General features: G+C 60.9%; 14 protein-coding genes. 1 reads left to right on the top strand and 13 read right to left on the bottom strand.

The genetic code is table 11. From position 1 onward, the window contains the following. Positions 1–8 precede the first annotated feature (8 nt). The 12 genes from flgK to KF841_16180 form a co-directional block, all read right to left on the bottom strand. The gene (flgK, locus tag KF841_16235; protein MBX3396904.1) at positions 9–1,733 is read right to left on the bottom strand and encodes a flagellar hook-associated protein FlgK; all 1,725 of its coding nucleotides are present in this window, start codon (positions 1,731–1,733) and stop codon (positions 9–11) included. A gap of 3 nt (positions 1,734–1,736) precedes the next feature. After that, positions 1,737–2,267 (bottom strand): hypothetical protein, encoded by a 531-nt coding sequence (locus tag KF841_16230; GenBank protein ID MBX3396903.1) that lies wholly within the window; start codon positions 2,265–2,267, stop codon positions 1,737–1,739. Continuing rightward, positions 2,264–2,722 (bottom strand): rod-binding protein, encoded by a 459-nt coding sequence (locus KF841_16225; protein ID MBX3396902.1) that lies wholly within the window; start codon positions 2,720–2,722, stop codon positions 2,264–2,266. The genes KF841_16230 and KF841_16225 overlap by 4 nt, the downstream gene beginning before the upstream one ends. Before the next feature lie 4 nt (positions 2,723–2,726). Next, on the bottom strand, positions 2,727–3,848 hold the full coding sequence (locus KF841_16220) for a flagellar basal body P-ring protein FlgI (GenBank protein MBX3396901.1): 1,122 nt from the start codon (positions 3,846–3,848) through the stop codon (positions 2,727–2,729). Between the two features lie 59 nt (positions 3,849–3,907). Next, positions 3,908–4,756 carry a flagellar basal body L-ring protein FlgH gene (locus tag KF841_16215; GenBank protein ID MBX3396900.1) on the bottom strand — a complete coding sequence of 283 codons (849 nt, stop codon included), beginning with the start codon at positions 4,754–4,756 and terminating at the stop codon, positions 3,908–3,910. A gap of 5 nt (positions 4,757–4,761) precedes the next feature. Beyond that, on the bottom strand, positions 4,762–6,012 hold the full coding sequence (flgA, locus tag KF841_16210; protein MBX3396899.1) for a flagellar basal body P-ring formation protein FlgA: 1,251 nt from the start codon (positions 6,010–6,012) through the stop codon (positions 4,762–4,764). 120 nt (positions 6,013–6,132) lie between these two features. Further along, positions 6,133–6,939, bottom strand: a complete 807-nt coding sequence (flgG, locus tag KF841_16205; GenBank protein MBX3396898.1) for a flagellar basal-body rod protein FlgG — start codon at positions 6,937–6,939, stop codon at positions 6,133–6,135. A 53-nt stretch (positions 6,940–6,992) separates the two neighbouring features. Then, positions 6,993–7,751 (bottom strand): flagellar hook-basal body protein, encoded by a 759-nt coding sequence (locus tag KF841_16200; protein ID MBX3396897.1) that lies wholly within the window; start codon positions 7,749–7,751, stop codon positions 6,993–6,995. Positions 7,752–7,964: 213 nt separating this feature from the next. Continuing rightward, positions 7,965–8,540 carry a hypothetical protein gene (locus tag KF841_16195; protein MBX3396896.1) on the bottom strand — a complete coding sequence of 192 codons (576 nt, stop codon included), beginning with the start codon at positions 8,538–8,540 and terminating at the stop codon, positions 7,965–7,967. Beyond that, a complete protein-coding gene (locus tag KF841_16190) occupies positions 8,516–9,076 on the bottom strand; it encodes a biotin transporter BioY (protein MBX3396895.1) in 561 nt (186 codons plus the stop codon). The genes KF841_16195 and KF841_16190 overlap by 25 nt, the downstream gene beginning before the upstream one ends. A gap of 74 nt (positions 9,077–9,150) precedes the next feature. Next, entirely contained in the window at positions 9,151–10,080 is a 930-nt protein-coding gene (locus KF841_16185; GenBank protein MBX3396894.1) for a PhnD/SsuA/transferrin family substrate-binding protein, read from the bottom strand. A 224-nt stretch (positions 10,081–10,304) separates the two neighbouring features. Continuing rightward, positions 10,305–11,849 (bottom strand): glycosyltransferase, encoded by a 1,545-nt coding sequence (locus KF841_16180; protein ID MBX3396893.1) that lies wholly within the window; start codon positions 11,847–11,849, stop codon positions 10,305–10,307. A gap of 373 nt (positions 11,850–12,222) precedes the next feature. Between KF841_16180 and KF841_16175 the strand changes: the two genes are divergently transcribed. Next, complete coding sequence (locus KF841_16175) at positions 12,223–13,164, top strand: ABC transporter ATP-binding protein (GenBank protein MBX3396892.1); 942 nt, start codon at positions 12,223–12,225, stop codon at positions 13,162–13,164. 176 nt (positions 13,165–13,340) lie between these two features. On the opposite strand, the gene KF841_16170 is transcribed toward KF841_16175, so the two are convergent. Further along, on the bottom strand, positions 13,341–13,766 hold the full coding sequence (locus KF841_16170; protein MBX3396891.1) for a hypothetical protein: 426 nt from the start codon (positions 13,764–13,766) through the stop codon (positions 13,341–13,343). Positions 13,767–13,919 lie beyond the last annotated feature (153 nt).

The raw sequence follows: 13,919 nt of genomic DNA, 5'->3' as shown, positions 1-13,919 counted from the left end.
GCCCGTCCTCATCTCAACAGGCCCAACAGGGTCTGAAGCATCGAATCAACCACCTGCATATAACGGGCAGCGCCTTCGTACGCCCGCTGGAACTGCATCAGATTCACCGCTTCCTCATCCAGGTTGACGCCCGAAATGCTCTCACGCTGCGCCGTCAGGGAATCCCAGATCACGCCGGCGGCCTTCTCCGCGCCGGCCGCCGCCGACGAACCGACCGACAGCGCCGCGATGGACGAGTTGTAAAACTCGTTAAGCGACGCGCCGCCCAGGCTCGCAATCGCCTGATCCTGAAGCGCCGACAATCGGAGTGCATTGCTGTTGTCACCCGTGAAGAAAGCCGGGTTGTCCGTCGGCCGGGCCACGGCAAGGTAGTTGACATTGCCCGCGACCAGGGGATTGACGCCGATATCGACCGCACCGGAGCCGGTGAAGAAGGTGTTCAGCCCCAGCGCTGCAAGTGCACCGGATGTGTCATCCAGAAAAGTGAAACTGTAGCCGTCAGCCGAGGACAATTGAAGCCTGCCGTTTGAAAGCACCGTCGCCGACAGGTTCGGAACATTTGCATTGATATCAGCCGCCAGCGAATCCAGCGTCGTATCCGAACCCAGCCCGTCCAGATTGATATTGATCTGTCGTGTTGCCACCACCTCGCCCGTGTTCGCATCACGGACATTGATGAAGAATGACCCGGTCTTGGGCAGATAGGGCAGTCCGTTGTTGGCCGTGTCCAAGGCAACTGTCGAATCAATCACGCCGTTCGTGCCCGTGAGCTGGCTGAACGCCGCAAGCCCCTGGCCGCCCGAGTGAATCCTGTTGAACTCACCGATCAACGCGAGCGCGATCTGATCGAGCCGGTCAAACTGGAGCTGATTGTGCTGATCCCTGGCGCTTACCAGACCTTCCACCAGCCCGCTTGAAGTCGAAATCAGGCCATTATTCAGCTTCAGCCGCACATTGACCGTCGGCAGGCCGTTCGCGTCGGAGACCATCTCCGTCTTCAGGCCGAATGACTGTCCGAATTGAATCAACGACTCATTCCCGACATACACGTTGACCGCGCCGCCCGGCTGCTCGCGCACCGTGATGTTGAAAATCTCTGACAACTGCCCAAGCAACTGATCGCGTTGATCACGAAGCGCCGAAGCCGGTCCCGTGCCACCGGCCTCCGCGACGCTGATCTGAATGTTGAGATTCGCAATCTCAGTCGCCAGTCGATCTGCCGACGCAACCGACGACTCGATATCCCTGTTGACGTCGATGCGATGGTTGATCAGATCGGTACGGACCTGCTGAATCCGCTTTGCAAGCCGATCCGCCGTGGTCACGACGATGCTCCGCGTCGCGGCACTGTCCGGATTAGCCTCCAGATCGCCCACCGCGCCGAAAAATTCCGAGAGGAGCGAACCGAGATTCGAATCCCCCAGCGGATCGAGAATGCCTTCAAGCCGCGTGAGCGTGCCGCGCTCCGCGCTGGCCGATGCCTTGTCCGATGTCGCCGAGCGCAACCGCGTCTGGAGCGACTCGCTGATCGCCCGATTGATCGCAAGCAGGCGGACGCCGTTGCCCATTTGCCCGGCGCGAATCGTCGCACCCGCGACGGACGCGAGTTGCGCCGTGTTCCGCGTGTACCCCGGCGTGCCGACATTAGCGATATTCTGGCCGGTCACCTGCATCGCGGCCTGATAGGCCGCAAGCGCGTTCTGCCCAATTCCCAGTGCTGAACTCAATCCCATCGATCAACCCACCGCATCGAGAACCGAGACTTGTCCGCGCGATTCAATCGCCCCGCGGTGCGAATACGTTTTCGGTGACTCGTCCGCGAGGATCATCGCGCCGAACATCGCCTTGAAATGCGCCATCATCTCGCGACAGACCAGATCAACCACGCGATTTGACTCAGCCACGCGCAGCATCTTCTCACGAAGCCTTGCACCCACCTCAGCAAGCCGACCGCCCCGGGCGGCATCCAGCCGCGAACACAGCGAACGGAGTGACACACTATCGGCACGCGGAGGAATCTGAAGGCCCAGCGCCTTGGACAATTCAACCGCAAGCCAGCATCGGCGCTCATCCAGGAGCGAGGCGTCCGCCGCAAGCTCCCCCTCAAGCGCCGATGCCGCGCTCATCGCGGATACATCGCATCGCCGCATCGCCTCCAGCTTCTGCTCGATGGCCGCCAGGAACCGATCCTGAATGCCGCACAGACCTTCAAGAACGCCCGCCATGTCATCCGCAAGCGATGTCAGCTGCGCCGATGTCGTCATCATTCACCTCTCGCCAGCACGAACGCCTGATTCTGAACAAGCGGCCGAACAGTCGTGGTCGGTCGAGCGTTCGCCTTCCGCGCCGAACGTTCCGCCGCCACGCCCAGCTTTACCTCGCTGCCGGCCGAATCCCGACCAAATCGCGCGAACGCCTCATACATCTTCTTCGCGATCGGGTCCGCGACCGATTTCCCCATTCGAGTCGCCAGTTCCTGGTTCAACTGGCCCTGAAACACCTCTTCGCCGCGGCCGCCATGAAAGTACTTCCCCTTGAGCTTTGACGACTGCATCTGTCTCATGAGCGTGCCGTAAAACACGTTCCCGACAAATTCGCCGACGCGCTCGCGCAGCACATCCCGACCGGCCTCGCGATTCGGCTTCAGACCGTCCGCTCCCGCTCCCGGCGCCTTCGCCAAGCCCGGAATCGTCGTGCTCCATGTCGCATCCAGTGTCGTCACACCGTCACTCCTGATAGACCAGCTTGCCGCGAATCTTGCCCGTGCGGTAGAGGTTCTCGACAATCTCGATAATGTCCTTTGCCGACACATTCAGTTGATTCAGCTTGTCAACCAGGTCGCGCAGCTTGGGTCCGCCCGTGTTCGTCGTATCCATCCCCGCCGCACGATCCTCGCGGATCAGCGGGTTCTGCTCCGTCGGCTTCGGCTCCGGCACCGTCATGCGAATCGTCATTCCCCCGTGCACGATCGCCGCCGGACCCATTTCGACGCCCTCGCCGATGATGATTGTTTCCGTCCGCCGATTGATGACGATGCGTCCTTCGCTCGTCGGCATCAGCAGCTCGAGCCCCTCAACCCGACCAATGAACTCCGCCGGATTCACCCGATACTCAATCGGAATCTCCACCACGACATTCTTCGGGCCGATCGCCCGCGCAAGCTGCCGCACCTGACCGATCTCCGACTGATCCTCGTTCACCGCCTGTGCAATGGCTGCAGCCAGCGCATGACTCGCATGAACATCCTCGAGCACCAGCGTGAATTCCCAGTGCTCATTGATGTACGAGTGGATGACGTCTTCCTCCATCACCGCGCCGCCCGCGATCACGCCGGTGCCCTTCTGCTTCGGATCGAGTACCCGCACCGGACCCTGCGCAAATGCGAAGATTCGATCCAGGCCCGGACCCTGCAACGGCGTCGGCACCAGTCGACCGTTTTGAAGACTCTTCGCCGAGCCGACCGCGCTCACCTGGACATCCACGGCGTCCCCCTCGCGAACGCCGTTTTCCGGCAACTTCACCTCGACCCAGACGATCGCCACGTTCTTCGTGTCCGAAAGCTCGGATTGCGTCACCGGAATCTCGAATCGATTCAGCATCGACTGCAACTGCCTGATCGACGCCGCATATTTGCCGCCATCGCCGGTGCCGGACAGCCCGACGACCAGTCCGTATCCCATCAGCGAATTCGCTCGCCGGCCCTTCAGATGCGACACATCGCTGACCGAAGTAGCCTCCACCACCGGCGCGAACACAAGCAGGCAAATCGACATGAGCGCGGCCCCGCACAGCTGCCGAGCGCCGCCCGGAACATTCCCGGCCGAGTTGTCGCTTCGTGCATTTCGCATCGTCGTCTCCATGCCATTGTGCCTTTGCCCTGGCCTGACCATCCGCTCGTCCACCCTTGTCAGAATGGCTTCACCTTATCGAGCACTTCCTTCAGCCAGCCGCGCTTGATCGCATCTGACACCGTGCCCTCATTCTTGATGTCCGCGTCAAGGTCATAGATCTTGTCGCTCGTGATCGTGCGATCCGGACCGATATCCCGGCTGTTTACCTCACCGCTCAGCATCAGCACCTGCTTATCATCGCCGTAGCCGATTCGCGCCGCGCCGACGATGATCAGGTTCCCGTTCGGCTTCACGTCGATCACTTTCGCCATCAGCCGCGTTTCGACGATGTCCTGCCGATTGGATCGACCCTGATTCTTCATCTCGTTCTGATGCTGGAAATCCACCTCCGGCTTGCCACCCCCGAAGTTCTGCTGCTGCCATTTGCGATCATGAATCCGGAACCACGCATCCAGCTTCGACTGGACATCCCACTCGTTCTTCTGCTGCATGCGAGAGTCGGTCTGCGACCGGAATCGATGCCGGATCACGACGCCGACAAGATCATTCACCTTCACCAGGGTCGGCTCGGGCGGCGATACCGCCGTCAGAGAATTCTGAATCAATGCCAGATTCCGGGGCGCCGTCGGCGCGGGCGACGACCCGGTGCTGACCCGTAGCGCGCCGTTCGTGGCATTCGTTGCGCCGCCTGCCGCGGACGCCCGCGCAGAATCATTTGACTCCGTCGTCGGAGCCGTCGATCCCGTCGCCGGCCGCGACGTGGCTGAACCGCCGCTTTGCGAGCCCGTACCTAGCAGAACGTTGGATCGCGATGCCCGGTACAAAGACGAACTCTGTCCCAGCGCCACCGCCGTCGGCAGGATACAGATCAACAACGCCGTCATGATTCGACCATTCACGCGCATCGGCCTCACTCCTCGCGGCTCGCCATCAGCCGTGCCTCTGCATAGCTCACCAACCCGGGCCCGACCACCACCGCGTCGATCAGATCCTGCTTCCGCCGCGATCCGTCTCGACGGATCGCGATCACATCACCCACCGCACCGGAGGCCTGCGCCTGACCCGATGTACGGATCTCCACGCCCCCGCCACTGATGATGATCTTCACCACTTCGCCGCGGCGAATGACCGGCTTCGACTCCACCGCCCGCGCATCAAGCATCTCGCCCTGTCGAATGAACCGCCGGCTCTGCTGCCCCGCCACAGCTGCAACATCCGTCAGCCCGATCTGCTCAATTCCATCGAAACGCCGTTCTTCAAGCTTCACGTCGCGAACCGTGATCGTCTGCCCCTGATTGATCGGCCCGCGTGCCACCACGACCGCCTTGAGCAGAATCACCTCAGCCGAAACCAGCAGCTCCCGCGACGCCTTCGCGCCTTCGTCGCCGCGATCACCCCGCGGGGCTTCAACTCCCGCCGCCGGCGCGATATCGCGCGACAATGATGCCACATCCGAGGCGCTCGAGGACTCAATCCGTACTTCATAGCTGACCAGGCCTGTTCGCCGACCGTCCCGATTGCGAATGCGAACCCGGCAGTCAGATTCCACCGATTGCTCCAGCACGCGCTGCGATGTCGGGCTGAAGCGAATTTCGACCCGACCCTCTTCGTGGGAGAAACCGGCCACAATGTGTCGACGCAGGATCGACTCAAGGGAATCCGCCGCGACATCCGGCTCACCGCGAGAATCCGTCACGAACTCACCGTCCGACAATGCGGTCTCCACGCGGGCCCCTTTGGCGCCTCGCGCCCCGATGGGTTTGTGATTCGGCAGCGCCGGCCTGCTTCGTGTCGGTGCCCTGTCGTTGTTGCCGAGTTTCGGCAGAACGGTCGCCCGCGCCTCCCGCGGCGGCTCAAAGCGCGTCACCCGGCATCGCGACGCGCCGAACACGACGACATCCGCCATGTTGACGCCCGATTTCGCCAGCGCCTCTCGCACATCATTCACCCGCACAAGCGACTCGCCGCCGACCGACGGAAACTCCGAAATGCCGACACTCTCCAGACGCACCATCGCGTCCGCGTCAAATCCGATCAGCTCCGCCACGTCGCGCAACTGCACCTCTCTGCTCGATACCACGGCCGTGGGCCAGATCCGGATCCGCCCCGCCTCCACTACCTGCGTGCAGATCAGCACGCAGACTGTCGCGATAGAAAGCACCGCGCCGATCGTTCGCGGCGCGGATTGCCTGGTTGACCGGAATGTTGCGTGATGACTCATTTGATCCCGTGCTTTCATCTGCCGCCTAGCTTCTCTAAGCCCCGAAGCGCCGACCTCTCATCACCGCCTCAACTGATTCACCACCTGCAGCGTCTGATCCGCCGTCTGGATCGATTGCGAGTTCAGCTCAAACGCTCGCTGCGTTCGAATCAGTTCAATCAGCTCGCGCGCCGGATCCACGTTCGAAAGTTCAAGGTTTCCCTGATGCAGAATCCCGATGCCATCCGCGCCGGGATTCGCCAGGATCGGCGGGCCCGACGCATCCGTGTTGCGATACAGGTTGTCGCCCAGTTGTCGAAGACCGGCCGGATTGATGAACCGCGCCATCTCGATCTGCCCCACATCCTGAAACTCCGTCGCACCCGTCACCATCACCGACACCAAACCGTTCTGACTGATGCGAATCGTCGTGGCCTCCTGCGGCACGTTGATCGACGGCTCCAACCGCGCTCCAAGCGAATTGCCCAGAACCACGTCGCCGTTCGCATTCAACGTGAAATTCCCGGCACGCGTATAGACGGTCTGCTCCTGCCCCTCGATGAACGCATTCACCTGAAAGAACCCGTCGCCCTCAATCAGAATGTCCAGGGGCTGCTCGGTCTGATTCACCGAGCCCTGCTGAAAATCCTGCTGCGTGCTGGACAGATTCACGCCGATGCCGACCTGCTTGCCCAAAGGCAGCGGATCATCCAGACCGTTTCGTAACCCGGGCTGCTCCACCGACAGGTACAGCAGGTCTTCAAAGTTCGTCCGCGACCGCTTGAACGCCACCGTATCGATGTTCGCAAGATTGTTCGCGATGACCTCCAGCTTGGAGTCCATCGCCTTCAAACCCGTCGCGGATGTGTACATCGCCTGAATCGACATTCGCTCGTCCCTGACTGCCCAAGTGGCCGCAAACCGTCACGGCTCAACGCCGACTATCCAATCCGACCGACATCATTCACCGCCCGGCCAAGCGTCTCGTTCTGTAATGAAATCAGCGACGCGCCCATCTCGTAGGCCCGCGTCGCCGCGATCATCTCAACCAGCGTCGAACTCGGATCGACGCCCGATGCCTCGACGTATCCCTGCCGAACATCGCCCCGTCCCTCTCGTGCCACCGCGCGGTCACCGCTGAACAGGTTCTCACCCGTCTTGTCCAATGACCGGCGATCCTCAAAATCAACGATCCCGACATCGCCGATGACGTTGTCACCCTGACGCATTCGGCCCGTCGAATCGATATGCACCGGATCGCGTGAATCCGCATCGATCCGCAGCGGAAGTCCCTGCGCACTGAGCACCGCGCCGCCCGACGCCGTGTGCCGAATGGTTCCCTGCACGTCCGCCGTGAAGCGGCCGTCGCGCGTGTAGAACGTCCCGTCGCCCGTCTGAACCGCGAAGAAACCCTCCCCGACCAGCGCGAGATCCAGCTTATTGTTCGTGGGCAGAAGCCGGCCCTGTGCGAAATCGGTATAGGCGGGATCGCTGAACAGACCGCCCGAGCTGCGCGAGAATGTCGGATTCGACTCGCCGACCGCCCCACGCAGAACGGCCTCGTTCAACCGCTCCGCGAACGCAACCCGATCCGGCTTGAACCCGGCCGTGTCAACATTCGCCAGGTTGTTCGCGATCACATCCTGACGATACTGCTGCGCGATCAGCCCATCTGCGGATAGCCAGAGTCCGTTTACCATGATTCATCCATCCGACGGCGAACGCGACGTTTCCAACGTCGCTCGTGCACAACAACCCAGCCCCGACAGCCGAGGCGCCAAGCGCCGACGGCCGCGAGGCATGAGCCCGCGCACGCACAATCGAATCGATGGTTCGTGGGTAATTTCTTGAAATTAGGGAATTAGCGGCGCTCGGAGCCGCAATAAGGCGGGAAGACGCGCAGATGATGCCAGTCAACCGGCAGGCTTTGGCGGATCCTTCGAACCTGGTGGCTCGTCCATCCGCTTGCGGTCCGGAGCGAATTCCCCCTCAACCGGGCGACCCATCGGGCCCACCGGAAGTGCGAAAATCGTCCGGAAGATCTCGTTATTCGGCCCGGTCGCCCCCACAAAATAGGTACGGCCCTGCGTCAGTTTCCGGGGTCTGGCGTCCCGTGGCGGGTAATTCTGAACAAACCCCGCCGGCGTTTGACCATAGACAATGGCGAGGTGCTTCGCCTGGACACCCGATTTCTCGACCGCCTCAATCTCCCAGAGCGATTCATCGTCCGCCCCGATTGCCAGCGCATTGACCCGCGGCCATCTCGCCGGCCAACCCCAGGTCACTTCGTGCATCAGAAACCGCGGCTCTGGATTTGAGAGGTCCACCTCAACCCGATAGGAATTCTGACATCCGATCTGGAGCGCCGACAGGAAACAGGCCGGTACCAGAACAGCACACGTCCGCCGCCGAAGGCGCAGCTCGTCCTCACCGGCCGCGAAAGCCTCGCGCGATCCACCGGACTTCACTTCGAGGTTGACCGCCGCCATATCGTAACGCCGTAGGCCGCCATCGCGCTCTTCAGGACACTGGTGACCAGAAATGGAACGACGCCGAGCGACAACGCCGACTCAATTCCCACCCAGAACGACAGCCAGGCAAATCCCGATGCCAGAATAACAACATGCCCCACAAGGAAGGCCGTCGTCAGCGAAGTGACGCCATGCAGCCTCATGCGCTCCACCGTCAGGCCGACAAGCCCCGCTGAAAGCAGAAAGCCGATGAGATACCCGCCGGTTGCCGTCGCAAAATACGCCGGGCCCGCGGTCCCATTCGCGAACACAGGAAGGCCGGCCGCTCCCTCGATCAGGTATACGCCAACCGCCGCGACCGCCCGCGTCCCACCAAGCGAGCCCGCGATCAGCATCACCGCAAAGGTCTGCATCGTGAACGGCACCGGACCAGAAACCTGAATCCACGCGCACACGGCGATCAGCAGACTCGCCGCGAGCACAAGTCCCGCTTCCTTCGCAATGCGGATCCGGATGGATGGCGCACCAACAACCGAGCTGTTTGCAGTCAACATGTATTTCGTTCACTCCTTGGAGCAACAATAAGGCAGTGGCTCACGGGCCGGAACCTGCCCACTGGATATAACTCTCAATTCGACTGGACAAGCGGGCGGATCGCCTCGTAAGTGCTCAAATTCGGCTCCGCAAACCCCTTGATCCCGAGATCCTTGCAGATTCGAGAATCATCCTTCACTTCCTCGATCAGATATCGCCGCAGCTTCTCCGTCAGTCTCGGATTCGCGGCCGGCCCGGCAACAATCAACAGCTCCGGGACTTCGACCGTCTGACCGACGATTGTCAACTGGTCCTTGGACGGGCCAAGAAGAAAGCTCCCGCCTGTGTCCTTCAGGCCTGCATACTCGATTTCATCGACGACGCCCGCATTCACTGTTGGATCATTCGTGATCGTTTTCGCGACATCTTTGCCGAGGTACAGACGCCCCTCCAACCCCAAGGGCGGCGGGGTCAGCAGTTCCGGCAACAAATCCTTCAACGCCACGCCGGCATTCTCAAGCGCCGCCTTCGCGGCGACATCCGTCAAGAGATCCTTGTATACACCAAAGGCGAATCGCTTCCCTTTGCAGTCATCAATCGACTTGAGATGCGACTCCGCGCGAATGACGATGTACGCCTTGCGACTTGTCTTGCCCAGTGAGTTCGTCGCCTGCGCGATCGGCTTCAGTTGGCTCAGGTCGCGAATCGACGCATATTCCGCCGCCGACAGAATGCCGTACTGGATCAGTTCCTGCCGAAGTTGATCGCCGATCGCGACCCCATCGGGCTGCGACGCGAACATCACAGGACCTTCAAGCTGATTTTCAAGTCTGGCATGAAGCGATCGATATTCCGCCGGAATCCCGAACAAATCGGCCCGCGTCGTTCCGATTTGCGTGATCTTGCCCATTTCCTCCTGCTTCGCCGGAGCCTGGCAGCCCGCGCCAGCCATCAGGCAGAGCGTCGAGAAAACGACCCCGGTGAGCGCGACCCGCGTTAATCCGCGTGCTGGCGAGCGATACATGGCGACGAACTCCGAAGCGGCGATCCACATTTTCCCGTCGAGAGTATACCTTCGGCCCGCCCGTCCACAACCAGCAGCCGAATCCGACGCCAGGACGCGCGAACTCGAAGCGACACTGGCCCCGTCACGCCGGCCCGAAGAATCAGCCCGCTCCCCCGCACGCTCATATTGAATTCAGGATGAATGAAAAGCGATGGATCGGCGATCAGCGATCCCCGAAATGGCTACAAGCGCACAATCTGCGCATCACGCGGATCATCGTCCGGCTCAGCGGCCGCTTTGGCTGACTGATAGCGGCTCATGACCGTCAGGCCCGCGACATACGCGAAACCGACCATGAACAAGCACATGAAAAACAGTCCGACCCACATCTTCATGTAGATCGTGTACGCGACGCAAACCATCATGTAGATTGCCATCGTCGCCTCAACCCACATCTGAATCCGCTTCGCGTCAAGCTTATTTGTGCCGGCTGATCGCTTCCACCGCTCGTCCGTCGCTGTGGCGACGCCGAATTTTGGCGTCCGCACGAACTCCGACTGCCCGCCGAAGAAGCCTTCGATTGCCGCCCGCGCATTATTTACCGAAATTCCCACGCCCACTGCCATGAGAAAAGGCAGATACTTCAAGCTCTCGCCCCACGATCGAAAGATCTCTCGCTGCGACGCAACATAAAAGCTGCTTGCAGAGAAGGTTGCGAGCAACACCAGGGACATATCCATCGCAAACCGCATCCACGGGCTGTCCTCAAACAACGCATTCTTGAAGTACAGCGCGGGGAACAGCAGGAGCGTCAACATCATGATCAGGAAGTAGCTTACGCAGCTCGTAAGATGAAAGAATGCCTCCAGCTTGATGCGCCACGGAAGTCGCGACCGCAGAATCACAGGCAGCAGTTTTCGACAGGTCTGCGCCCCGCCTTTGGCCCAGCGGTGCTGCTGGCTCTTGAACGCGTTCACTTCAGGCGGAAGTTCGGCCGGACTGGTCACATGCGGAAGATAGACGAATTCCCAGCCTTTCATCTGCGCGCGATACGACAGATCAAGGTCCTCTGTCAGCGTGTCATGCTGCCAGCCGCCCGCATCGACGATGCAGGATTTGCGCCAGCCCCCCGCGGTCCCGTTGAAGCTCATGAATCGGCCGGAACGATTTCGAGCCGTATGTTCAATCACGAAGTGCCCATCCAGCAGGACGGCCTGCGCCTTGGTCAGCAGCGATGAGTCGCGATTGATGTGCTCCCACCGGGCCTGGACCATGCCCACCTTCGGATCCGCGAAGTAGTCGATCATCTCCTCCAGTATGTCAGCCGGCGGAACAAAGTCCGCATCGAAGATGATGATGAACTCGCCCTTGGCAACCTTCAGCCCCTCCTCCAGCGCGCCCGCCTTGTAGCCCTGCCGGTTCTCGCGATGCAGCAATACGACGTCGTGACCCTGCGCTCGCATCCGCTCGACCGTCTCCCGGGCGATATCAACCGTGTCATCCGTTGAATCGTCGAGAACCTGTATCTCCAGTTTCTCGCGCGGGTATCGAATCGCACAGGTGGCCTCAATCACCCGTCGCGCCACAAACCGCTCGTTGAACATCGGCAACTGGATGGTCACATACGGCTTCACTTGGAAGCCGGAAGCTTTCCTGGGGGCGTTTCGACGGTGCTTGTAATAAAGGTAGACAAGCTGGTAGCGATGAACGCCATAGATGGCGAGCAACGCGCAGACGACAAGATGCGTCGTCACCAGGAACACGCCGAGTGAACTGGCCTCGTTCATATCTTCTCAATGCCCTACCGGAGCATTCGCCATCAGCCGTCATGTCCTCGCATGCGAGGACACTGACTCCTGACTGGTCCCGTAAGGCACCAGACGGCACTCCGCAAAAACCCGATGGAAACCAGCACCGGATTCTACGTGCCCGCCCCGGGCTGATCAATTCATATCAGTACCGCATCCGGACCCTCTCCGGACTTCGAAAACCACTGAACTTATTATTCGCACTTATGTTATGAATATTTCACCCAGGCATTCACTGGCAATTCCCGTCGAAGCCCGGCTCGCACACCCGCCGGTGTGCGATATACTCACGGCACGCCTCGGTGGTCAGTGCCCGCCGGGCTCAGAGTCCTCTATCAAGGGCCGGTATTCGATGTCCGCCACCATTCTCGAAGCCGTCAACCTCCGGGTCGAGTACGGGAACTTCACCGCGCTCGCCGATTTCAGCATCCGGCTGGAGGGCGGGAATCTCCTCGGCTTCATCGGCCCCAACGGCGCCGGCAAGACCACCACCCTCAAGGCCGTCGCGGGGCTCGTGCCTCTGGCGGCCGGGCAGGTCACCGTCCTTGGTGAGGCTGTTGAACCCGGCAACACTCCAGCGCTCGCGAGAATCGGATTCGCGCCCGACACGCCGCCGGTGTACGAGGATCTCAGAGTCGTCGATTTCCTCCGCTTTGTCGGCCTGGCCTACGGCCTTCGCGGCCCAACCATCGACGAGCGGATCGAATTCTGGCTCGACCAGCTCTGGCTCACCGAGAAAAGAAACTCAAAAATCAAGGAGCTTTCCCGTGGCATGCGTCAGCGTCTCACCGTAGCCCGGACCCTCCTGCCGAATCCAAGCCTCATCCTTCTCGATGAGCCGGCCGCAGGACTGGACCCCGCAGGCCGCGTTCAGTTCAGGAAGATGCTCGGAAGCCTTCGAGATCAGGGGCGCGCCCTCGTCGTCTCCAGCCACATTCTCGCCGACCTTCACGAATACTGCACACACATCGCCATCATGGAAGGCGGCCGAATGCGGCAGTTCGGAACGGTCGCCCAGGTTGTCGGCGGCAACGAAAACAATCGATGCCTCTACGACGTCCTGCTGGCATATCCAACGCCCGATGCCGCTCGTGCGCTTGAGGAGATCCCCGAAATCTCACTTCTCCAGATTCACGGACGCCAAATTTCCTTCGAATTCGAACACGACGACGCACGGGCCGCCCAACTGCTGCGGGCGCTGCTCGAAAAGGGACTTCCCATCGCGCGATTCGCGCCCGTCGAGCACGACCTCGAACAGGCTTACCTTCGCACTGGAATCAAGCAGGTTGACTGACCTCCGGCGCACGATGCCGCAGCCGCCAGGGTTGACTGCCCGGCTACAACGCAACGAGCCGCCCACTGTAGGCGGCCCGCTGCGTGAGGTATTGGGTGTTGGTTGGGAAAAGGGTAAGGAGTGTATTGTCTTCAGCGGACAGTCAGTTCAACCGCCCGCGGAACATTTCGATTTACTCACTGTCCGTCCGACTGGTCTTCGAGCATCTTTCGGAGATAGCCGTTCTCGCGCCGGGTGGCTTCCAGATCAAAGAGCAGATACTTGATCGAGAGGCGTAGATAGTCGAGGGATTCCTGCAAGCTCGTCACGGTCCGGCGCAGCTTCGCGTGACGTTCCTTCGTCTGCTCGGCGAGGGCCTCCAACTTGACGCGGTCTTCTTCTGGCAAGTTGCCGATCTCCTTTGTCAACTCCGCCAACTTCTTCTGAAAGGTCTGCTCGTCCATTGGCTTCCCCCTGGCATTCGCCCGAATCATCGGGACCATCGACCCGGCTTTGATCAGACACACCATTTTGTCGATGAGTTGCGTTGTTCGGCCGTTCGTCGTCCGTCCGGTCGAACGCTCAGATTCGATGCAGCCGGCATGCCGAGCACGCTCCCCCATGCCAAATTTCCACGATTCGCGTTAATCTGTTGATCCACCCGAGGTTGCGACGCCGTCACCGGCGATACCCTTGAGCGCGACACGGTCCGTCTGTAACGGCGCGACGCGGCGACTCAACAAAACGCGCTCCCGCAGCGCCGGTCCGCCCCCGGG

This window comes from Phycisphaerae bacterium, assembly GCA_019636475.1.
In the GTDB taxonomy this organism is placed as follows: domain Bacteria; phylum Planctomycetota; class Phycisphaerae; order UBA1845; family UTPLA1; genus JADJRI01.
This window is presented reverse-complemented; position numbering and strand designations above follow the sequence as displayed.